Raw genomic sequence first — 21,431 nt, forward strand, 5'->3', positions numbered from 1 at the left:
AAAAATGTTTGAAAATATGCCTTGTGAGATAAAAAGAAATTATAAACTTTCAATTTATATTACAATAATTGCATTTTTTATTGGACTTATTTTTAGAATTGTGGAACTTTACTTTGGTTTTTTTGTTGGGGGAATAATTTCACTAATAAATGTTAGACTTCTTATCTCGGGAATAAATAAGATTTTGTACTTTAAAAATAGTCCCAAACTGCGTGGAAATTTTGAACTTTGGAAAAGGCTCTTAGTTTTTTGCGTTGGAATGTTTATTGTTGGAAAAGTCAGCCAAAGATATTTTATGGGGCATGTCTTGACAAACCTTTTATTTACTGGAATTGGATCGACAAATTATAAAATTACGATTATTTTGAATAATTACTTAAAAAAAAAGAAATAATAATTATTTTTTATATCAATAAAACACTGTGTTATTTTTTAAAATATAGATTAAAAATATTTAGATTAGAAGATTTTGGAATGATGTAAACTTAATAAAATCAAGTAAAAGTGAAATTTTAAATTAAAGAATAAAATTTGCAAAAAAAAAAAAATTGGAGTATAATGAGTGTACGAATGAAGTTTTTAATCTTTTTACTCCAAAAATAAAAAAGAACTCTTAGAAGAAAGGAGGAAAATTGATGAAAAATAAAGTTTTTAAATTTATTGGACTCTTATTTCTTATGATGGTGATCGTAAATGTTATTTTGGCAATTATAAGTACAGTTTTGCCGATTAATTTTGTATCACCGAGTTCAGTTGTAGAACCACCACATTATTTTAAATTTGTCGTCGGGAATTTTAAGTTTTCACTGAGTCAAACGGTGTTAAATACTTGGGTTTTAATGCTTGTAATAATGTTTATTGTAAATTTGGGGACAAAAAATGCTAGTGTAAAAAATCCAAGCAGAATGCAAATTATAATGGAAGAATATTATAATTTTATTGAAAATACGTTTCTTACAACTTTTGGAAAATATAAAAAGAAATATGTCCCGTTTTTTGCGGCGCTGTTTGCTTTTATAATGTTTTCAAATTTATGCGGTTTTTTATTTCCGTTTGTAGTAATGTTCTTAAAGGGACAGAGTGGAATGGAGATAAAACCATTTTTTAGAACGCCAACGGCCGATCCGAATACGACAATTGGATTGTCACTTGTAGTAATTGTCCTTTTTTTAACAGTCTCTATAAGAAAAGGCGGATTTAAAGCGTATATAAAATCATTATTTGAGCCAATGTGGTTTATGTTTCCACTAAATATAGTCGACATTTTTTCAAAAGTTTTGAATACATCAATGCGTCTATTTGGAAATATGCTTGCAGGATTGGTAATTGTGGGACTTTTATACAGTCTTGTAGGACATCAGTTGTTCCAGACTGTAACGAATAATTTGTTGAAAGGAAACTTTTCGTTCGCGGTAGGTTGGACGATGATTCTACAACTATATTTGGATTTATTTATAGGAATTGTTCAAGCGTTTGTCTTTACAGTGTTGTCATCCGTTTATATTGGCGAAGGATTGGGCGAAGAAGGAGAAGACGAATAGTTAAATAAATCTTAATATCAGAAGAGTACAAAGAATAAAAAAACTAATAAAAAAATAAAAAAAAACAGGAGGATTTAAAATGGCAGCAACAGCAGAAATCATTAATGCAGCAGCATTGTTAGGAGCAGGGATAGCAGCAATAGGAGGAGTTGGAGCAGGACTTGGACAAGGGATTGCAACAGGATATGCAGTAGAAGCTATTTCAAGACAACCTGAAGCAAAACAGGACATTATGCAAACGTTGATTACAGGATTGGCAATTACTGAATCATCAGCAATTTATGCGTTAGTAATTGCGTTCTTATTGATTTTCTTAAAAGGATAGTTTTTATATTTGTAAAGAAAGGTTGTGAGTGTCATAGATTTAAAAAAAATAGCAATAGGACTATATTTAATAACATTTTTCAATATATCTTTTGGAGCTGTGTCAAATAACAACAAAACACAAAAAAAAACTGAAACCACAAAAGTGAAAACTACTGCTCCAAACAAAGGAACGGTCGCACCAAAAAAAGATGCAGGCGGTAAATCAACAAAAACAAAATCGGTAAATAAACAGGCGACTTCAGACAAAACAGCTGGAAGTGTACAAAAAAATGAAAAAAAAGTAAATGAAAAAAAAATCACAAAACCACCACAAAAAAGCTCATCTGCAGAAAAGCCGACATCTGTTAAAACACCAGCAAAAACAGTTGATAAGAAGAAAGAAGTAAAACCAGCATCAAAAAGTGTAACTCCGGCAAGTAGTAAAAAAACTCCAAAAACAACGGAGAAAAAAGTGGAAACAAAACCAGCACAAAAAAAGTTAAATGACAATAAAAGTACAACTAAACCTTTAGATAAGGGAACTTCTGATAAAAAAAAACCAGAAAACAAAAAAACCGAAAGTAAAAAAAATGATAATAAGTCGTCTGTAAAAAAAACGACTGAAGGAAAGCCAAATTCTAACAGTGTAAATAAATCACCTAGTGTTAAAAATTTGAGCGATATTGAAAAAGATATAAATAAAACTAAGGTTTCAGTTGAAAATGGACTTTCTAATAAAAAAGAAAATGTAAAACTTTTAGAAAAATCAAAAAAAATGGTAGATGATAAAATTGAAAAAGACAAGCAAGTTGACAGAGTAAAAATAGATAAAATAACAAAAATGAATTCTGAAAAGATATTGTCTTTTACTAAAAATTCAGAAGAAATTTTAGCTAGTGCAACTACGGTGTCAACTGAAAATTATAAAATTTTATTTACCGGAGTTAATGAAATTAACTCTAGCGAGAATAGTGAAATTACAAAGGCTACTAGATTGGATACAAGTTTTATTGCTGGATTTCAGGTGAAAAATCCGGAAATTGAGCTAGAAAGTGTAAAAGTTTATTTAGTTTTATCTGAAAAAAGTGAAAAGTTGCTGATTTCGTCAAAAGTTCCAGATAGCAGAGTGAAAAAGGAAAAAGGTAAACCTTTTGTGGAAGAATGGGCAACAGAAGTTGGTAAAAGTTCTAAAATAAAAGGATTCGGAAGTGAAAAAGACAAAAATCCTATCAGTTGGAACGGAGAATCAGATATTGTTGGTTCGGTCAGCTTAAAAAGTTTATTAAAAGATAATAAAATTGATTTAGAAAAAGTTAAAATTTCTGAATTAAAAGATTTATTTGCATTAAGTGATAGAAAATATCGCTATTTATTTAAATTTGTGATAAAAGCAAAAGGAAAAGAAGAGGAAGTTATTTTTCAACCTGGTATTTTAAATATAAAATTAACAGGAGCTAAAAATATAAAATAAAAAATAGTTCTAAAAAATAAGGAGAAAAAATGAATGAAGGAGCAAAATTAGTAAATATTGATTTTACAATGGCTATTCAGATAATAAATTTTTTAGTATTAGTCTATTTTTTCACACGGGCATTTTCAAAAAAGATTGGACAAATTTTGGAAGACAGAAAAAAAATAGCGTTATCAGAAATGGAAATCGTCGAAAATGAAAAAGAAAAATTGGAAGAAAAAAAGAAAAATATCGAAAAATTAAAAAAAGAATCCAAAAGACGTGCTAATGACATTTTGATAAAAGCTGAAAGACAAGCTGATGAAAGAAAAGATCAAATCATAAATTTAGCTATGAATAACCGTGAAAGAATGATGATGAAAGCAGAAGCTGATATTGAAAAAATGCGGCAAAAAGCTAAATTTGAGTTGCAAAAGGAAGTCGGAGAAATGGCTGTGGACCTTGCAGAAAAAATTATTAAAGAAAATATTGATAAAAATCAAGATAAAACGATTGATAAATTTATTGATGGATTAGGAGATTAAAGTTATGGAAGACGAAATCGCAAGAACATATGCAGCGGCCATTTATGATGTAGCAAAATCTTCTAATAAAATTGATGAAGTTCGAGAAGTACTTAATATTTTGATTGAAAAATATTCGGAAGAAGAACAGTTTAGAAGAATTTTAGAAGATCCGATGATTAAGTTTTCTGAAAAAGAAAAATTTTTACAAAAGTCTTTTAGTTTTGCTAGTGCAGAATCAATTAAAGTAGTAAAATATATTGTTAAAAAGAATAGAATATCTTCGGTAGCGGAAATAAAAGCCAAGTTTTTAGAAATTTATTATAAAGAAAATGATAAACTTCCAGTAAAGGCTATATTTGCAAAAGAGTTATCGAATGAACAAAGAAAGAACTTGACAGAAAAATTAGAAAAAAAATACAATAAAAAAATTGTATTAAATCTGATTGTGGACAAAAGTATAATTGGTGGAGGAATCATCAAAGTAAAAGATGAAATAATTGACGGTTCAATAAAAAATCAAATAAATGATATGAAAAAAATTTTTTAGAAATGGAGGTGCTTTTTTTGAAAATTAAACCAGAAGAGGTAAGTAAAATAATTCGTAGCGAAATAGAAAATTACAAAAATAAAATTGATATCTCCAACACTGGAACAGTTCTGGAAGTTGGAGATGGAATTGCTAGAATTTATGGATTAAGTGATGCTATGTCTGGGGAACTGCTAGAATTTGAAAATGGCGCAACCGGAATGGCTTTAAATTTGGAAGAAAGTAACATCGGAGCAGTTATTTTTGGAGAAACAGTTGGGATTAAAGAAGGAAGCTTGGTAAAAGGAACAGGAAAAGTTGCACAAGTGCCAGCTGGAGAAGAATTACTTGGAAGAGTTGTAGATGCATTGGGAAATGCTATTGACGGAAAAGGTGAAATAAAAGCTAGTAAATATATGCCAATAGAAAGACAGGCTTCTGGAATAATAGCGAGAAAACCTGTAAGTGAACCGCTACAAACTGGGATAAAAGCAATTGACGGAATGTTTCCAATTGGAAAGGGACAAAGGGAACTTATAATTGGAGATAGACAAACTGGAAAAACTGCAATAGCAATTGACGCAATAATAAATCAAAAAGAAAATGACACAATTTGTATTTATGTTGCAATTGGACAAAAAAGATCGACAGTTGCACAAATTTATAGAAAATTAGAGGAAACAGGAGCTCTTGATTACACTATAATTGTGGCGGCAACAGCGTCAGAATCTGCACCGCTTCAATATTTGGCACCATATGCGGGAGTGGCAATGGGAGAATATTTTATGGATAATGGAAAAAGTGTTTTGATAATTTATGACGACTTGTCTAAACACGCTGTCGCTTATCGTGAAATGTCCTTACTGCTTAAAAGACCACCAGGAAGAGAAGCTTTCCCTGGAGATGTATTCTATTTGCACTCAAGACTTCTTGAAAGAGCTGCAAAATTAAGTGATAAATTGGGTGGTGGCTCAATTACGGCGCTACCGATTATTGAAACAAAAGCTGGAGATATTTCGGCGTATATTCCAACAAATGTAATTTCGATTACAGATGGACAGATTTTCTTGGAAACTGATTTATTTAATTCAGGATTTAGACCAGCAATAAATGCGGGAGTTTCTGTATCAAGGGTCGGTGGATCAGCACAAATAAAAGCGATGAAACAAGTTGCTTCAAAAGTAAAATTGGAACTTGCACAATATAATGAGTTACTTGCGTTTACACAATTTGGTTCAGATTTGGACAAAGCGACAAGAGACCAGTTGAATCGTGGTTCTAAAATTATGGAAGTGCTAAAACAAGGGCAGTATAGTCCATATAAAGTGGAAGAACAGGTAATTTCATTTTACTGTGTAACAAATGGATTTTTTGACGATGTTCCAACGGAAAAAGTTCGACAGTTTGAAAGAGAATTAATTGATGCACTTTCAAGCAAAACGATTATTTTGAAACAGATTTTGGAGAAAAAACAGATTGATGATGAAATTAAAAATTCTTTAAATGACTTTATTCAAGACTTTAAAGAAGAGTATGTCTGGTAAGTAGGTGAAAAAATATGGCTGCAAATATGAAAGAAATAAAAGAGAGAATTGACAGTGTAAAAAATACAAGTCAAATCACAAATGCGATGAATATTGTTTCTTCTACAAAATTTAAAAAATTTCAAGTATTGACGCTAAAATCTCGTAGTTATGCGCAGACACTGGATATAGCGTTTGATAATTTAGTTGCGGGATTAAAAGGTAATAAATTTGTAATATTCGACGGAAAAGCTCAGGTAAAAAAAGTTGGAATTATTGTTATGACTTCAGATAGAGGACTTTGTGGAAGTTTTAATTCGAATACGCATAGAAAGCTTGAGGAAATGAAAAAGAAATTTCAAAAAGAAAATAAAGAAGTTTCCGTGATTACAATTGGAAAAAAAGCGAAAGATTATTGCAAAACGAGAAATATAGATGTCGACAGTGAATACACACAAATGATACCTGAAACTATGTTTGAAAAAGCAAAAAAAATAAGTGAAGATGTTGTACAGTTTTATTTGGATGACTACTATGACGAGGTTTATTTGATTTACTCAAAATTTGTGTCAGCGGTCGAATATAATATTCAGACAGAAAAGTTACTTCCAATTGAAAAAAAGGAAGGGCTTCCAACAAAAGAGTATATGTTTGACCCGTCGGAAGATGAAGTGCTAAATGCGTTTATTCCACAAGTTTTAAACATAAAATTGTATCAGGCCCTTTTGGAAAATTCTGCAAGTGAACATTCAGCCAGAATGTCAGCAATGAAGCAAGCCAATGACAATGCCTCAGATATGATAAAAAAATTGGAAGTGCAGTACAACAGAGAACGTCAAGGACTTATAACACAGGAATTAACCGAAATAATCGGAGGTTCATCAGGAGTACAATAAAAATTAAAATTTATATGACGGAAAGGAGAGCGACATTAATCAATGAATAAAGGTAAATTAGTTCAAGTAATTGGACCAGTTATAGATGTAAGATTTGAAAATGAATTGCCAGATATTTATAACGCTTTGGAAGTCCAAACAAAGAGTGGAAAATTAGTTGCAGAAGTACATTCACACAACGGAAACAATGTAGTGAGAGCAGTGGCAATGTCTGGAACTGACGGATTAAAACGTGGACTAGAAGTAATTGATACAGGAAAGCCTATTCAAGTTCCAGTTGGTAGACCCACTTTGGGAAGAATATTCAATGTACTTGGGGAAACAGTTGACGATGGCGACCCACTTGATAGTGACAACGTTGTAAAAGAGTCAATTCACAAAGAAGCACCGTCGTTTGAAGAACAAGGAACAGATACAGAAATTTTAGAAACTGGAATAAAAGTAGTAGATTTATTGGCACCTTATTTAAAAGGTGGAAAAATTGGACTTTTTGGAGGAGCAGGAGTAGGAAAAACTGTATTAATTCAAGAATTAATTAACAATATTGCAAAAGGACACGGAGGACTTTCTGTCTTTGCGGGAGTTGGAGAACGTACGAGAGAAGGAAGAGATTTATATAATGAAATGACTGAAAGTGGCGTTATTGACAAAACTGCCTTAGTGTATGGACAAATGAATGAACCACCTGGTGCAAGACTTAGAGTAGGTTTGACAGCGCTTACAATGGCTGAATATTTTAGAGATAAAGAAGGACAAAATGTACTTTTATTCATCGACAATATTTTCAGATTTACTCAAGCAGGAGCAGAAGTTTCGGCACTACTCGGAAGAATGCCATCAGCGGTAGGTTATCAGCCAAATTTAGCAACTGAAATGGGGGCACTGCAAGAAAGAATCACTTCGACAAATGCAGGTTCAATTACATCAGTTCAAGCTGTATACGTGCCAGCGGATGATTTAACAGACCCTGCACCAGCAACAACGTTTGCACATTTGGATGCAACAACAGTACTTTCAAGACAAATTGCCTCTCTTGGAATTTATCCAGCAGTTGACCCACTTGATTCCACATCAAGAATTTTGGAACCTGAAATTGTTGGAAATGAACATTATAAAGTTGCAAGAGATACTCAGAAAGTGTTGCAAAGATATAAAGAATTGCAAGATATAATCGCTATTTTGGGTATGGATGAACTGGATGAAGAAGATAAATTAACTGTAAACCGTGCAAGAAAAATTCAAAGATTTTTCTCACAACCATTTTCTGTTGCAGAACAGTTTACTGGAATGAAAGGGAAATATGTACCTTTAAGAGAAACAATTCGTGGATTTAAAGAAATTTTGGACGGGCTTCACGATGATTTGCCAGAACAGGCATTCTTATATGTAGGAACTATTGATGAAGCGGTTGCAAAAGCAAGAGAATTGATGGCAGAATAAAATGTGGAATAGGAGTATTAGTGTGCTCCTTTTTCGTATTTATAAAATTTTTTAGTTGTTAAAGGAGGGAAAATGGCACAAGAATTTATTTTAAAAGCAGTAACTCCAGAAGGTCTTGTATTTGAAAAACCTGTTACTTTTGTAAAAGTTAGAACAGAAAATGGAGATATCGGAATTCTTGCCAAACATATAAATTTTATTTCTCCAATTGGTGCTGGAGAAATGTTAGTCAGAGAAAATGGAAAAGAAGAAGTTACATATTATTTGGAAGGCGGATTTTTAGAAGTGAGACAAGATAAAGTTGTAATTTTGGGAGAAACTTTAATTGAGTCGACAAAAGCTGAGGCTGTTAAAAGAGCAAGAAACGCTGCAATTGAAATTGCAAAAAAACATAAAATTCAAGAAGAACGGGATATTTTAGGAACTAAAAAACGAATTCAAAGTAATTTGACAAGAAAATAAATTTGAGGTAAAATATAAGTGTAAAAAAAATTTATGGAAGGCGGTGTCATCATGGTGCAAAAAAATTGTAAAACAAAAAGAACACATTATAGAAATTATGTAAATAAAAAAATTATGATGAATGAAAAAGCATCAAAAGAATTAAAAAAAGTATTAAAATTTGTTCCATTTGAAATAATAGAGCAAATGATGATAGTAAAATTTTTAAAAAATATTTTTGAAATAAAAAGAAGTAAAATTTTTTATAGAAATTTTATAAATAAAAAATTGATAGGAAATTTAGGTAAAAAATACAGAAAAATTTTAAGGGAAATTTCTTTTAATTATGAAGGTATGACAGTTGAGCAAATAAAGAAGAGATATGTTGAAACAGAGATAAATCGTTCAAAATTTGCGATAGGAACAGAATTTGATGGAAATTCCAATCATGAAGATATTTACTTTGATAAATCACCACTTCCATCATCATATTTTGTAGATGAAATAGTACTTATGCCAAAAAATCCGACAACATTGTTTGCTTATTGGGAAATTAGGGAAGACACATTTAGAAGATTGTCTAATGATAACGGTATAGTTGATAATATAATTATCAAATTGTTTAAAGATGGACAGGAATACAGAAAAATCGTAAGACATGAAAGAATTGGATCACACTATATCACAGATGTTGATGTCAACGAAAATTACGAAGTTTCGATTGGATATGAAGATGTCTATGGAAACTTTTCTGAAGTAGCTCACTCTGTCAAAGTTATTTCGCCAAATGATAAAATATCTGATAATTTAGATTTGTTGTGGGGAACTGTAAAAGAAGACAAAAATACAAACCAACTTATAAAATACATAAATGTTCCTGTGATGACACCGGAAAATAGAGAATTTTTGGAACTTTCTGATGAATTTAAAGATGCACAGGATGAATTTGTTTACGAAATAATAAGAAGATTGAGAAAAGTAGGTTCATCTGAAGTCTTTATTGAAGAAGAAGTAAAAGGAAGAAAAATAACATCAAAACCAGATAGGCTTGATATGAGTGGAGCTAGAAGTAGTTAAGGACAATTAATTTTTGAGAGAATAAATGTTCTCTCATTTTTTTTCGATTAAATTGTGAATAAAGGAGCAAGTATGGAAAATCTAGAAAAAATAAACCAATTGAGAAAAATAATAAATGAAAGTAAAAAAATTGTATTTTTTGGTGGCGCAGGAGTTTCTACGGAGTCGGGAATTCCTGATTTCAGAAGTGCAAATGGAATTTATAGTAAAAAGTTAAATAGGCATTTTTCACCTGAAGAGCTGATTTCACATACCATGTATTTAAGATATCCAAAGGATTTTTATGATTTTTATAAAAAAAATTTAATTTATAAAGATGCCAAACCTAATTTTGCACACTTTTATTTGGCTAAACTGGAAAAGGAAGGGAAATTAAGTGCTGTCATAACTCAGAATATTGACTGCTTACATGAGATGGCTGGAAGTAAAAATGTTTTGAAAGTACACGGTACAATTGACAGAAATATTTGTACAAAATGTGGAAAAGTCTATAATTTGGATGAGTTTTTAAATTTTTGTAAAAAAGAGGAAGTTCCGCATTGTCCTGACTGTGGTGGAGTTATAAAGCCAGATGTAACTCTTTATGAAGAAGGGTTAAATATGGAAATTTTTTCAGAAGCAATAAGACAAATTTCAAGTGCGGATACTTTAATTATTGGTGGAACATCATTAATTGTTTATCCAGCAGTTTCGCTAATTCAATATTTTAAAGGAAAAAATCTTATTTTAATCAATAAGAGCTCAACTGATAAAGATTATTTAGCAAATTTAGTCATTCACGACAAAATAGGAGAAGTTTTTAAAAAATTATAATTGACAAAATATATTAAAGTGGTAAAATAATATAAACATTTTAAATTTTTTAGAAAGTGAAAATTATAGATGGAAAATGAAAAAATAAGTGTGAAAACTTGTGGGAAACTTTACATCGCTGGAGAATATTCCGTGCTGAAATGTGGAAATAGTGCTATTATAAAAAATGTTGATATCTTCATGAGGGCACGAATAAATTTTTCTAAAACTTCAGAATATCATATATTTTCGGATATGTTCGATTATTCAGCTACACTTGAATACGATAAAAATTATTTATTAATTCAGAGTACAATAAAAAATGTAAATGATTTTTTGATTTTAAATGGAATCGATCCTGAAGCAATTGACTTAGAAATAACAGGAAAAATGGAAAAAAATGGGAAAAAATACGGAATTGGCTCAAGTGGAAGTGTCGTAGTTTTAGTGATAAAAGCTATGTTTGAGCTGTATTGTAAAAAATCGGGGGGGAATTTTTTTCAAAAGAGACAATTTTTAAATTGGCAGCTTATACGTTGTTAAAATTGGGAGATAACGGCTCAATGGGAGATTTAGCTTGTATTTCTTACGAAAGTATGATATTTTACACATCTTTTGACAGAAAAAAAATTAAAAAATTTATTGACAAAAAAGATTTAAAAAAAATTTTGAAAATGGATTGGGGGTACAAAATAGAAAAAATAAAATGCGGAATAAAATGTGAATTTTTAGTTGGGTGGACAAAAAAACCGTCAATTTCAACTGAAATGATTAAAATTGTGAAATCTTCGATAGATGAAAAATTTTTAAATGAGGTTCAAAATATTGTAAATAATTTAAAAGTGGCCATTGTCAATGGAGAAAAAGAAAATATGAAAAAATTAATTACAGAAAATGGAAATATTTTAAAAAATTTAAATAAAAATATTTACAGTCCAGAATTGATAAAACTTGTCAAAGCTTCAGAAGGACTTGATGTGTGCGCCAAAAGTAGCGGTTCAGGAGGTGGCGACTGTGGAATTGCGTTTTCTTTTGACGAGAATGACAGCAGAGAATTAACTAAAAGATGGGAAAAACTAGGAATTGAGACGATATTTCTGGAAAAATTGTAAAAAATAGAACAGAGAAAGGAAAAATTTAATTAATGAAGAGAAAAGATGACCACATTAAGTTTTCATTGCAATATGAAAGTGATTATAATAGCTTTGACGATGTTCAGTTGGAACACAGTTCGCTGCCAAAATACAATTTGGAAGAAATTGACTTATCAACAACTTTTGCAGGACACAATTTTAAATTTCCATTTTTTATTAATGCGATGACTGGCGGGAGTGAAGCTGGGAAAAATATTAACCAAAAGTTAGCTAAAATTGCAAATGAATGTGAGATTTTACTTGTAACTGGCTCATATAGCGCAGCGCTAAAGAAACCAGACGATAATTCTTTTAAAGTTGTAAGAGAAAATAATAAAAATTTATTACTTGCGACAAATATTGGAATTGATAAAGATTTTGAAAGTGGACAAATAGCGGTAAATGAATTAAATCCATTATTTTTACAAATTCATGTAAATCTTATGCAAGAGCTCATAATGCCTGAAGGAAGTCGTAATTTTAACGAGTGGGAAAGTAATTTAAGAAGTTTTGTAAAAAATATAAAAGTGCCGTTAATCTTAAAGGAAGTCGGCTTTGGAATGGACAATAAAACTATTGAAAAAGCGATAAAGTTGGGAATAAAAACTGTGGATATAAGTGGTCGTGGTGGTACAAACTTTGCCTACATCGAAAATATGCGCCGTAAAAATCATTTTGAATATTTGAATGATTGGGGAAAAACAACAGTTCAAGCGCTTTTAGATGCAAAAAAATTTGAAGAAAAAGTTGAAATTATTGCAAGCGGTGGTGTGCGAAATCCTCTCGATATAATAAAATGCCTTGTCTTAGGTGCAAAAGGTGTCGGAATTTCGGGAACAATTTTGAAATTTTTAACTAAATATTCGACAGAAGAAATCATAGAAATTTTAAATAGCTGGAAAAATGAATGTAAAATGATAATGTGCGCTTTAAATGTGAAAAATGTAGATGAACTAAAAAATATAAAATATTATTTATACGGAAAAACTATGGAATTTTATAGAAATTTATGCTAAGGAGTGATTTATGAAAAAAAATTTAATTGTATATGATTTTGATAAAACGATTTATAGCGGAGAAACTGGTGTCGATTTTTCGGTATTTTATTTGAAAAAATATCCGTTAAAGTCCATTTTGTTTTTAATTGCTTATTTTAGATACTTAGTTTTGTATCTTTTGAAAATTGTAAATTTAGCAAAAGTAAAAGAAAAATATTTCAAATTTTTGGAATCTCATACGAAGCAGGAAATACAAGATTTGATTGACGAATTTTGGGAAAGCAAAAAAGATGAAATTTATCCATGGGTAAAAGAGGAATTGCAAAAGAATAAAAAAGAAGCTGATTTTGTCATTGTAACTTCGGCAAGTCCTTTGTTTTTAATCGAAAAATTTTTAATTTCGCTAGGCTTTGACATTGTTTTTGGAACAAAATTCGTGGGAGATAACCAAAAGAGATTTGTTGCTCAAATTAATGGAAAAAATAATAAAGGTGAAGAAAAAGTAAAAAAATTAAATAGATGGGCAAAAAAAAATAATTATGAGTATGAAATAGTTAAATTTTACTCTGACAGTCTTGCTGATAAGCCTTTATACGATATTGCGAAACAAAAGTTTTGGATAAAAAAAGGCAAGATTTCATCTGGAATGCCAACAAAAAAAACTTTAATTGATAAGTTATTTTGGAATTAAAGAAATAAAAATATAAAAAATAAAAAATTGTTCTAATTGTGGAGCAATTTTTTTATAAAAAAGTAAAAATAAAAAAGGATTAATTTAATAAAATCAATCCCAATTAATCATAAAAATTTCTTTTTAATCAATTTTAAAGTTAGTTAAAACATCATCTTGTATAGTATTTGCCCATTTCGCTATCTGTCTTAATATTACTTTATTTTTCCAATTTTTCTTATTTCCAACGATCAAGACTTCATCTCCAATTTTTACATTTTTGATGTCAGTTAAATCTATAAAAATCATATCCATACATATTTCACCCAAAATATTTGCTTTTTTGTCATTTACAAGTACATATGCACAGTTTTTTTTACTTTCGATTTGTTTCGGAAGCCCATGTGCGTAACCTATTGCGACAATTCCAACTTTTGTATCTCTTTTTAAAATTCCTTTATTTCCATATGAGACTTTTTCGCCTTTTTTCACTTCTCGTATATTTATAATTTTTGATTTTACTAAAACAGCGCTTTCCAAGCCAACATCGTAAGAAAGTGGTTCCAAACCGTAAATTGCCATTCCGACACGGCAAAAGTCATAGTTATATTTTTTTCCGTATTTAAATAGTAACGGACTTGCCTGTAAATGCTTATATTTATATTTTATCTTATTGTCATCAAAAATTTTTAAGATTTTTTCAAATTTTTTGATTTGTTTTTCTGTTTCAATTTCGTTTTCAGCGTCAGAGATATGAGAAAAAATCGAAACAATATCCAATTTTAATTTTTTATTTTTCAAAAAATTATTATTTAGTTTTTTTATTTCTTTTATTATTTCAAAAACTTCATTTTCATCAAATCCAAGCCGATTCATTCCACTGTTTATTTTTATGTGAATTTTTAGACAGACATTTTTTTTAAAATTATTCAAAATATTGATATAATCGTAAAATTGCTTTTTACTAAAAATTGTTATTTCAAATCTATTTTTAATCGCTATTTCTAATTTTTCTGGCTCCACATAATTAAGCGTCATTATATTACAAGTATTTTTTTTCTTTAATTTTTTTAAAATCTCGCAAACTTTCATAGCTTCTTCAAAATAAGCTACTGCAAAATAGTTACAGTCATTTTTTATTAAAACTGGCAAAATTTTTTCTATTTTAAGTCCGTAGGCGTCATCTTTTATCACACAAATTATATTTTCATTAATTGAGCGAATCTTTTCTAAATTTTTTTTTATACTGGAGTTATTTATTTTCAAATTAACTAACATTATTTTTTACTTTCCAAAATTTTTGATTCAATTAATTTTTTAAAGGCTTTCCCCCTATGGCTCACAGCTTTTTTTTCATCAGGTAAAGCAACTCCAAAACTTTTTTTCAAATCGTACGAATAAAATAGCGGATCATATCCAAATCCACCATCTCCACAATTCTCGAATAGTATTTCTCCGTTGGCTCTGCCGGAAAAAGACTTGACTTTACCATTTGGAAAAGCAATACTTACAACTGATATAAAATGTGCTGTTCTTTTTTCTTTTGGCACATCTTTTAAATTTTGTAAAAGTTTTTCGTTATTTTTTTTATCATTTCCATCTTCTCCAGCGTATCTCGCTGAAAAAATTCCAGGCTCTCCATTTAATGCGTCAACACACAACCCTGAGTCGTCTGAAATTGTTGTAATTTTTATAAATTTAGAAATTTCAATCGCTTTTTTTTGTGAATTTTCTTTAAAAGTTTTTCCGTCTTCCACTACATCCGGTATTTCAATGTCATCCAGAATTGACAAAACTTCAAGATTCATTCCTTCGGTCAACTTTTTAAAATCTTTTATTTTTCCTTTATTTTTTGTAGCTAGAAATATTTTCATTTTGTTTTCTCCTAAAAACTGCTCTTTATATTTGTAAATTTTTGTGTTTATCAAATTTAATTTTTATATTTTTTCAAATTGTCTTTTATTATGTCGTTTACAATTTTATGAATATTTTTTTGTTCTTGAATTGGTAAAGTAGTGAGATCAATGGGTTTATCGACTATTACTTTAATATTTTTGTTGCCTTTTACTTTCAAGCTTTTTTTGCTTTGGACTGCATAAGTTCCAGAAATTGTTATTGGCAGAATTCTCACTTTTGTATCTGTCGCAAGTTTAAAGCTTCCCTTTTTAAATTCACCAACTTCTCCAGTTTCTGTTCTGCTACCTTCTGGAAAGATTACGTAAGAGTAACCGTCCTTTACTTTTGACATCGCATTTTTCATGTCTTTCATTCCCTGACGAACATTTTTTCTATCCAAAAAAATACAGTTTAGTGCTTTCATCCAGCCACCAATTAGAGGCCAAGTTTTCATTTCCTTTTTTGCAATAAAAGCAAAGTCGAGTGGTAAATACCCAAGAAGCGTTGGAATATCCAGATTGCTTTGATGGTTTGAAATTAGAATGACAGGTTCTTTAGTTTCTTTTATTTTTTTAATTTCTCTTTCACAGTCATTCTCATAAATGACTTTCACTTTACTTCCTGATGCCCAAACTAAATTTTTTCCCCAGTTTGTTCCAACTTTACGAGCAAAATTGTGAGCGTCTCGCCCCTTTTTAAAAAGTAACGCTGGAGCTCTAAAAATCATTCCGTACAAAAATGTTCCCACAAGTATAAAATGGTAAAATATTGTTCTCATTTTTCACTCTCCCTAATTAATTTTTTATTTTAAAAATCTGATTTATATTCTTTAATTTTTTCAAATATTTTGTCCAGTGAAAATCCTTGTCTTGCTAAAAATTGTATAAATTTTTGTTCTTCTTTTAGTTGTTTTAAGTATTCATCTTTTTTTAAGTCAGAATTTTTGTAAACCAATTTTTTTTCATTTTTTTTAATTAAATTTTCAAGTCTTTTGTCATCAATACTTCCCTCAGTTTCTAACTCTTCATATGCAAGTTCTACTATTTTTTTCTCAATGCCTTTTTGTGTCAAATTGTAAATAATTCTATTTTTTCCATATTTTTTATTTTTTATGTAGGAAATTGAGTAGTCTAAGTCATTTAAATATCCCAATTCCTCTAATTTTTTTATCGCTTTTTTTATCGCATTGTTATTCTGATATTTTTCTTCTAATTTTTTATAAAGTTCTTTTTTAGTTCTGTCTTTTAAAGAAATCAAAAAAATCCCTTTTTCTAAAGCAGCCTCATACGAAATATTATCATAGAGGCTAGAAATATCATCGTTTACTTTTAATCTGTATTTTTGTCTTAAAAATGGACTTATATCCATTATTTCTTCTGTCGACAAATATAATTTATTTCTTGCTATTTTTTTTATTACCATTAGTCTTCCATTTCGTTGGAATCATTAGAATTACTTTGGTCTTCTGGATTTTCAATGTTTTTAGTATTTTCATCTTTGGCATTAAGTCCCAATTTTTCTCTTATTTTTTCCATTACTTGAGTTTCAATTCGAGAAAATAATTCTGTGTTTTCTTTTAACATTTTTTCAACATTAATTCGACCTTGTCCCAGTTTTTCATCGCCATAAGCAAACCAAGAACCACTTTTTGAAATAATTCCAAAATCAATTCCAGCGTCTAATATTTCACCAATTTTTGAAATTCCTTGCCCATACATTACATTAAATCTAGCTTCTTTAAACGGTGGAGCAACTTTATTTTTAGTAACCTTTACTAAAACTTCATTTCCAATCATTTCGTCCCCTTGTTTTACTGAACCAACTCTTTTCACTTCCATTCTTACAGTTGCAAAAAATTTTAATGCACGACCTCCTGAAGTAGTTGTCTGAACTCCAGGAACAAACGAAAATCCACCAATTTTTTCCCTTATCTGATTGATAAAAATCATAACTGTATCAGATTTTGCAATACTTCCCGTCAATTTTCTAAGCGCTTTTGACATAAGTCTTGCTTGAAGTCCCATTTGCTGATCTCCCATTTCACCTTCAATCTCCGCTTTTGGAACAAGAGCTGCAACTGAATCCACAACAATTACATCCATAGCCCCACTTCGTACAAGCATATCAGCAATTTCAAGAGCCTGTTCCCCTGTGTCAGGTTGAGAAATTAAAAGTTCGTCAATGTTTACTCCCAGTGCTTTAGCATAAACAGGATCCAGTGCGTGTTCCGCGTCAATAAAACCAACAACTCCTCCCTCTTTTTGTGCTTCCGCAATAATATGAAGTGCAAGCGTCGTTTTCCCAGAGGATTCCGCTCCATAAATTTCGATGATTCTTCCTCTTGGAACTCCTCCTACACCAAGTGCTATATCTAAATTTATACTCCCAGTAGAAATGGCTTTTATGTTCATTTTATGATTTTCTCCAAGTTTCATGATAGCACCTTCACCATAGTCCTTTTGTATTTGTTTCAGTGCCAAATCTAACATTTTTTCTTTATTTTCTTTATTTTTTTCGTCAATTTTTTTCTTAGCCATTATAACCTCTCCTTATTTTTGATTTTTTCAATTTATATTATATCATAAATTTAAAATTTTTATAAATTTATTTTTGTCTTGAGATGGTTTAAAAATTTTAGGGGCAGATTTTTTAATTTCAAATTTTTTAGCTTATTTTTGATTACAAGATGTTATTTTGTTTAATATTATTTTTTTATTTTTTTACATAAGGGGAAAGGACCGCCATTTCCCCTTATAATCCCCACGCTCGTCTAAGAATTTTTTTGAAGCAAAGCCGAAACTCGCACTAAACGTGCTCAAACAGTCGTCTTTACTCCAAAAAAATCACAACACCTTTTGTATAATAGTAAAATTTAAACCGTCGGAGCATTTTTATGTGTTGACAAAACTGTCTGAGCGTAAGCGAGTTTTTTGGCAGTGCATAAAAATGTCGAAGACTAGCCGGGGTGCAGGGGTGCGGCGATGAGCACTTCTGCTTAAAAAAGAAAAAATTATTTTAGTAACTTTCTGGATTGAATGAAAAACTTAAAATAAGATTTTTTATTTACCCCTAACTATTTTACTCTGTCTTCAAAATTAACCGACTGTACAAAACATTAAAAATCTAGTATAATATAGTAAATACTTTTTTATTAAAAGAAAGGGAGAAAACAATGAAAATAGTAGTTTATGGTGCTGGGGTGATGGCACACCATGTAAAGGAATCTATAATAAATAGTAAAAATGAATTTGTGGGTTTTGTTGATCCACTTGGGAAGGGAGATTTTACTAATTTAAAAGGAGAAAATTTAAATGTGGAATATGATGCAATAATTGATTTTTCACATTTTACCTTAATTGACGATGTCTTGGAAGCGGGAATTGCAAAGAAAGTACCAGTTTTAGTGGCAACAACTGGACATACACAAGAGCAGTTGCAAAAAATTGAAAAGGCAGCAGAAATAATTCCTATAATTAAAGCTACTAATACTTCAGTAGGCGTAAATATTGTAAATGAGATAGTTGCGTTTGCAACAAAATTATTAAAAGATTTTGACATTGAAATTGTGGAAAAACATCACAACAGAAAAATTGACGCTCCGAGCGGGACAGCTTCAACACTTTTAGAAATTGTAAAAGAAAATTTGAATGACGGAAATGATTACAGAACAGTTTACGGAAGAGAAGGACACAGTAAAAGAGCTGAAAAAGAAATAGGAGTTCATTCAATTCGAGGTGGAAATATTGTTGGAGAGCATAGCGTTATTTATGCTAAAAATGATGAAATTATTGAAATTAAACATGAAGCGTTGTCAAGAAAGATGTTTTCTGATGGTGCGGTAAAAGCAATAGAGTTTTTAAGTGGTAAAAATGCTGGAAAATATACTATGAGAGATGTTTTGGGAATTAATAAATAAAATATTTGTTGTAAAATTTACGAAAAAATGGTAAAATAGACACAAAATTGTAATAAGATGAAAGTTAAATTTAAAAAATATTTGAAAAATTTGGAGGTAAAATGACAGAATTTGAAAAATCAAAAGCTATTATTCAATATATTGCTGATGCCAAAAAGACAACTCCAGTGGAGCTTTATACAGATGAAGAAATAAAAAATTCTTATTCTTGCAAAGTCATTGGAAAAGATGGATTAAAAGTTGTTTTTGGGGATTGGAAAGAAATAGAAAAAATCATAAATGAAAATAACTTACAAAATTATTATTTAAAAAATGATAGAAGAAATTCTGGAGTACCAATGCTTGATATAAAAAATATTAATGCAAGAATTGAGCCAGGAGTATTTATCAGAGATAAAGTTAATATTGGGGACAGAGCCGTAATAATGATGGGAGCAGTTATAAATATTGGTGCTGAAATTGGTGAAGGAACAATGATTGATATGAACGTTGTTTTAGGTGGAAGAGCCAAGGTTGGAAAAAACTGTCATATTGGAGCAGGAGCAGTGCTTGCAGGAGTTATTGAACCACCTTCAGCAGACCCTGTCATAATAGAAGACGACGTAATTGTGGGAGCAAATGCTGTAGTTCTGGAAGGAGTAAAAATTGGAAAAGGTTCAGTGGTTGCGGCAGGAGCAATAGTTACTCAAAATGTCCCAGAAGGTGTCGTAGTTGCAGGAACGCCAGCTAGAATTATAAAAGGAGTGGATGCTAAGACAGCTTCAAAAACTGAATTGGTAAATGCTTTAAGAAATTTATAAAAAATATTTAAATTTAATTTTTTGTTTAATTTACAAAAGAAAATAGAACATAATTTAAAAACTTTTAATATAATGTGTTTAAAATAAAAAAATTTTGACAATACAATTTTTGAATGTAGTATTAAATTATGTATAAATATTTATCATTTATATAGATAAATTAAAATTTAGGAGGAAATTATGAAAAAATTATTACTAATAGGAGCAATCTTAGTAACAGGAGCTTTATCATTTTCAGATTCAAAAGCTGATTATGAAAAAGCAAGAACTTTAGCAGCACAAAAGAAAACAGCAGAAGCTGTTAAAATTTTGGAAACACTTTCAAAAACAGGAGATGCAGAATACAAACAAAGAGCAAATTTGGAATTAGGTTCTTATTATTTGCAACAAAATCAAATAACAAAAGCAAAACCTTATTTGGAAACAGCTTTTGACGGTGGAAAAGTTGTAAATGGGTACAGTGCAGAAGCTGCAAGATTATTATATTTGGTAGGAATCGCTCAAAAAGATAAAAAATCAGCCGAAAAATATATTCTTTGGACAGATGAAAAAACTCAAGGAAAAGATGCAGATATCGTTTCAAGCTTAATCATTTTCTATTTTGACAACAACGAACAATCAAAAGGGACTACAAGATACAATCAAGCAATGAAATCAACTGATAAAGCTTTCGTTGCCGAAGTAAACTACAATGTAGGTCAATACTATTTGACAAAAAATAACAAATCACAAGCTAAGACATACCTACAAAAAGCATATACAGGTGCACCGCAAAAAGTAAATGGAGCAGGAATCTTACTAGCTGAAATAGCTATGTCAGAAAAAAATACAGCACAAGCTGAAAAATATTTAACTGAAATGAATACAGCAGCAGGTGGAAAAAATTCTCAAATTTTAGGAATGCTTGGAACTTTCTATTTACAAAAAGGAGATGCAACAAAAGCTGAACAATATTTATCAAAAGCAGTTGCTGCAGAACCTAAAAATGTAGAAGCAAAAGTATTGTTATTAGGAATTTATGAAATGCAAAAAAATACAGCAAAAGTAAATTCAACATATAATCAGTTAAAATCTGGAACACCAAAAGTAACTAATGCTCAAATTGGTACTTATTTTGCGCAAGCAGGTGCAGGGGATTTAGCTGTTAAATATTTACAAAAATCAATTTCAGAAGATAAAAATAACGAAGCAAAAGTTTTATTAGGACAAGTGTATGCAGCTGCAGGTAAAAAAGCAGAAGCCGTAAAAATTTTACAAGAAGCTGTAAAAAGTAATGTAAGAGGCGCATCAGACGTTTTAAAACAAGTTCAATCAATGAAATAATAAATGTGATTAATTAAGAAAAAAATAGTGAGATTAAAAAATTTCACTATTTTTTTGTTATAACTAAAACTCTGACTCGCTATATCACAAAATTTTTATTCTGAACAATTTTTAGTGAACTGATTCCAATCTGTATGAAAGTGAGAGTTTTATCAAATTTTATTAAACTAATTTTT

The 21,431-nt window shown here is 30.0% G+C and carries 24 protein-coding genes; 19 read left to right on the forward strand and 5 right to left on the reverse strand.

Features of this window, described 5'->3' with window-relative positions; genetic code table 11:
- Positions 1–4: 4 nt before the first annotated feature.
- The 16 genes from AXF11_RS07585 (at position 5) to AXF11_RS07655 (ending at position 13,341) form a co-directional block, all read left to right on the forward strand.
- A complete protein-coding gene (locus AXF11_RS07585) occupies positions 5–394 on the forward strand; it encodes an ATP synthase I (RefSeq protein ID WP_068156636.1) in 390 nt (129 codons plus the stop codon).
- A gap of 241 nt (positions 395–635) precedes the next feature.
- Positions 636–1,541 (forward strand): F0F1 ATP synthase subunit A, encoded by a 906-nt coding sequence (gene atpB / locus AXF11_RS07590; RefSeq protein ID WP_068156640.1) that lies wholly within the window; start codon positions 636–638, stop codon positions 1,539–1,541.
- 79 nt (positions 1,542–1,620) lie between these two features.
- Entirely contained in the window at positions 1,621–1,866 is a 246-nt protein-coding gene (gene atpE, locus AXF11_RS07595) for an ATP synthase F0 subunit C (protein ID WP_068156643.1), read from the forward strand.
- Positions 1,867–1,890: 24 nt separating this feature from the next.
- Positions 1,891–3,318: a hypothetical protein gene (locus AXF11_RS07600; protein WP_068156646.1), complete on the forward strand. Its 1,428-nt coding sequence runs from the start codon at positions 1,891–1,893 to the stop codon at positions 3,316–3,318.
- A gap of 29 nt (positions 3,319–3,347) precedes the next feature.
- On the forward strand, positions 3,348–3,842 hold the full coding sequence (atpF, locus tag AXF11_RS07605; RefSeq protein WP_068156649.1) for a F0F1 ATP synthase subunit B: 495 nt from the start codon (positions 3,348–3,350) through the stop codon (positions 3,840–3,842).
- Between the two features lie 4 nt (positions 3,843–3,846).
- Positions 3,847–4,371, forward strand: coding sequence for an ATP synthase F1 subunit delta (gene atpH / locus AXF11_RS07610; protein ID WP_068156652.1), 525 nt, complete (start codon positions 3,847–3,849; stop codon positions 4,369–4,371).
- Between the two features lie 17 nt (positions 4,372–4,388).
- The gene (gene atpA / locus AXF11_RS07615) at positions 4,389–5,894 is read left to right on the forward strand and encodes a F0F1 ATP synthase subunit alpha (protein WP_068156654.1); all 1,506 of its coding nucleotides are present in this window, start codon (positions 4,389–4,391) and stop codon (positions 5,892–5,894) included.
- Between the two features lie 14 nt (positions 5,895–5,908).
- Positions 5,909–6,769 carry an ATP synthase F1 subunit gamma gene (gene atpG, locus AXF11_RS07620; protein ID WP_068156657.1) on the forward strand — a complete coding sequence of 287 codons (861 nt, stop codon included), beginning with the start codon at positions 5,909–5,911 and terminating at the stop codon, positions 6,767–6,769.
- 42 nt (positions 6,770–6,811) lie between these two features.
- Positions 6,812–8,209 (forward strand): F0F1 ATP synthase subunit beta, encoded by a 1,398-nt coding sequence (atpD, locus tag AXF11_RS07625; RefSeq protein WP_068156660.1) that lies wholly within the window; start codon positions 6,812–6,814, stop codon positions 8,207–8,209.
- A 72-nt stretch (positions 8,210–8,281) separates the two neighbouring features.
- Positions 8,282–8,671 carry an ATP synthase F1 subunit epsilon gene (atpC, locus tag AXF11_RS07630; RefSeq protein WP_068156664.1) on the forward strand — a complete coding sequence of 130 codons (390 nt, stop codon included), beginning with the start codon at positions 8,282–8,284 and terminating at the stop codon, positions 8,669–8,671.
- Between the two features lie 51 nt (positions 8,672–8,722).
- The gene (locus tag AXF11_RS07635) at positions 8,723–9,727 is read left to right on the forward strand and encodes a DUF4912 domain-containing protein (RefSeq protein WP_068156667.1); all 1,005 of its coding nucleotides are present in this window, start codon (positions 8,723–8,725) and stop codon (positions 9,725–9,727) included.
- Between the two features lie 72 nt (positions 9,728–9,799).
- Positions 9,800–10,540: an NAD-dependent protein deacylase gene (locus AXF11_RS07640; protein WP_068156670.1), complete on the forward strand. Its 741-nt coding sequence runs from the start codon at positions 9,800–9,802 to the stop codon at positions 10,538–10,540.
- Between the two features lie 69 nt (positions 10,541–10,609).
- Positions 10,610–11,062, forward strand: coding sequence for a mevalonate kinase family protein (locus AXF11_RS10885; RefSeq protein WP_231724676.1), 453 nt, complete (start codon positions 10,610–10,612; stop codon positions 11,060–11,062).
- Positions 11,041–11,631: a hypothetical protein gene (locus tag AXF11_RS10890; RefSeq protein WP_231724677.1), complete on the forward strand. Its 591-nt coding sequence runs from the start codon at positions 11,041–11,043 to the stop codon at positions 11,629–11,631. The genes AXF11_RS10885 and AXF11_RS10890 overlap by 22 nt, the downstream gene beginning before the upstream one ends.
- A gap of 32 nt (positions 11,632–11,663) precedes the next feature.
- Entirely contained in the window at positions 11,664–12,668 is a 1,005-nt protein-coding gene (fni, locus tag AXF11_RS07650) for a type 2 isopentenyl-diphosphate Delta-isomerase (RefSeq protein WP_068156673.1), read from the forward strand.
- A gap of 10 nt (positions 12,669–12,678) precedes the next feature.
- Positions 12,679–13,341: an HAD family hydrolase gene (locus AXF11_RS07655; protein WP_068156676.1), complete on the forward strand. Its 663-nt coding sequence runs from the start codon at positions 12,679–12,681 to the stop codon at positions 13,339–13,341.
- Positions 13,342–13,464: 123 nt separating this feature from the next.
- On the opposite strand, the gene alr is transcribed toward AXF11_RS07655, so the two are convergent.
- From alr to recA, 5 genes are read right to left on the reverse strand one after another with little or no spacing between them, the layout of a single operon-like run.
- Positions 13,465–14,598, reverse strand: coding sequence for an alanine racemase (gene alr, locus AXF11_RS07660; RefSeq protein ID WP_068156680.1), 1,134 nt, complete (start codon positions 14,596–14,598; stop codon positions 13,465–13,467).
- On the reverse strand, positions 14,598–15,194 hold the full coding sequence (locus tag AXF11_RS07665) for an XTP/dITP diphosphatase (protein ID WP_068156683.1): 597 nt from the start codon (positions 15,192–15,194) through the stop codon (positions 14,598–14,600). The genes alr and AXF11_RS07665 overlap by 1 nt, the downstream gene beginning before the upstream one ends.
- A 56-nt stretch (positions 15,195–15,250) precedes the next feature.
- A complete protein-coding gene (locus AXF11_RS07670) occupies positions 15,251–15,994 on the reverse strand; it encodes a lysophospholipid acyltransferase family protein (protein WP_068156687.1) in 744 nt (247 codons plus the stop codon).
- Between the two features lie 29 nt (positions 15,995–16,023).
- The gene (locus AXF11_RS07675) at positions 16,024–16,638 is read right to left on the reverse strand and encodes a regulatory protein RecX (protein ID WP_068156690.1); all 615 of its coding nucleotides are present in this window, start codon (positions 16,636–16,638) and stop codon (positions 16,024–16,026) included.
- Positions 16,638–17,753 carry a recombinase RecA gene (gene recA, locus AXF11_RS07680; protein ID WP_068156693.1) on the reverse strand — a complete coding sequence of 372 codons (1,116 nt, stop codon included), beginning with the start codon at positions 17,751–17,753 and terminating at the stop codon, positions 16,638–16,640. Before recA ends, AXF11_RS07675 begins: the two co-directional genes overlap by 1 nt.
- Positions 17,754–18,388: 635 nt before the next feature.
- Between recA and dapB the strand changes: the two genes are divergently transcribed.
- The 3 genes from dapB to AXF11_RS07695 all read left to right on the forward strand — a co-directional run bounded on the left by dapB (position 18,389) and on the right by AXF11_RS07695 (position 21,255).
- Entirely contained in the window at positions 18,389–19,132 is a 744-nt protein-coding gene (dapB, locus tag AXF11_RS07685) for a 4-hydroxy-tetrahydrodipicolinate reductase (RefSeq protein ID WP_068156696.1), read from the forward strand.
- 101 nt (positions 19,133–19,233) lie between these two features.
- Positions 19,234–19,932, forward strand: coding sequence for a 2,3,4,5-tetrahydropyridine-2,6-dicarboxylate N-acetyltransferase (gene dapD / locus AXF11_RS07690; protein WP_068156698.1), 699 nt, complete (start codon positions 19,234–19,236; stop codon positions 19,930–19,932).
- Between the two features lie 180 nt (positions 19,933–20,112).
- Complete coding sequence (locus tag AXF11_RS07695; protein ID WP_068156701.1) at positions 20,113–21,255, forward strand: tetratricopeptide repeat protein; 1,143 nt, start codon at positions 20,113–20,115, stop codon at positions 21,253–21,255.
- Positions 21,256–21,431: the final 176 nt, after the last annotated feature.

This window comes from Leptotrichia sp. oral taxon 847, from assembly GCF_001553645.1.
In the GTDB taxonomy this organism is placed as follows: domain Bacteria; phylum Fusobacteriota; class Fusobacteriia; order Fusobacteriales; family Leptotrichiaceae; genus Leptotrichia.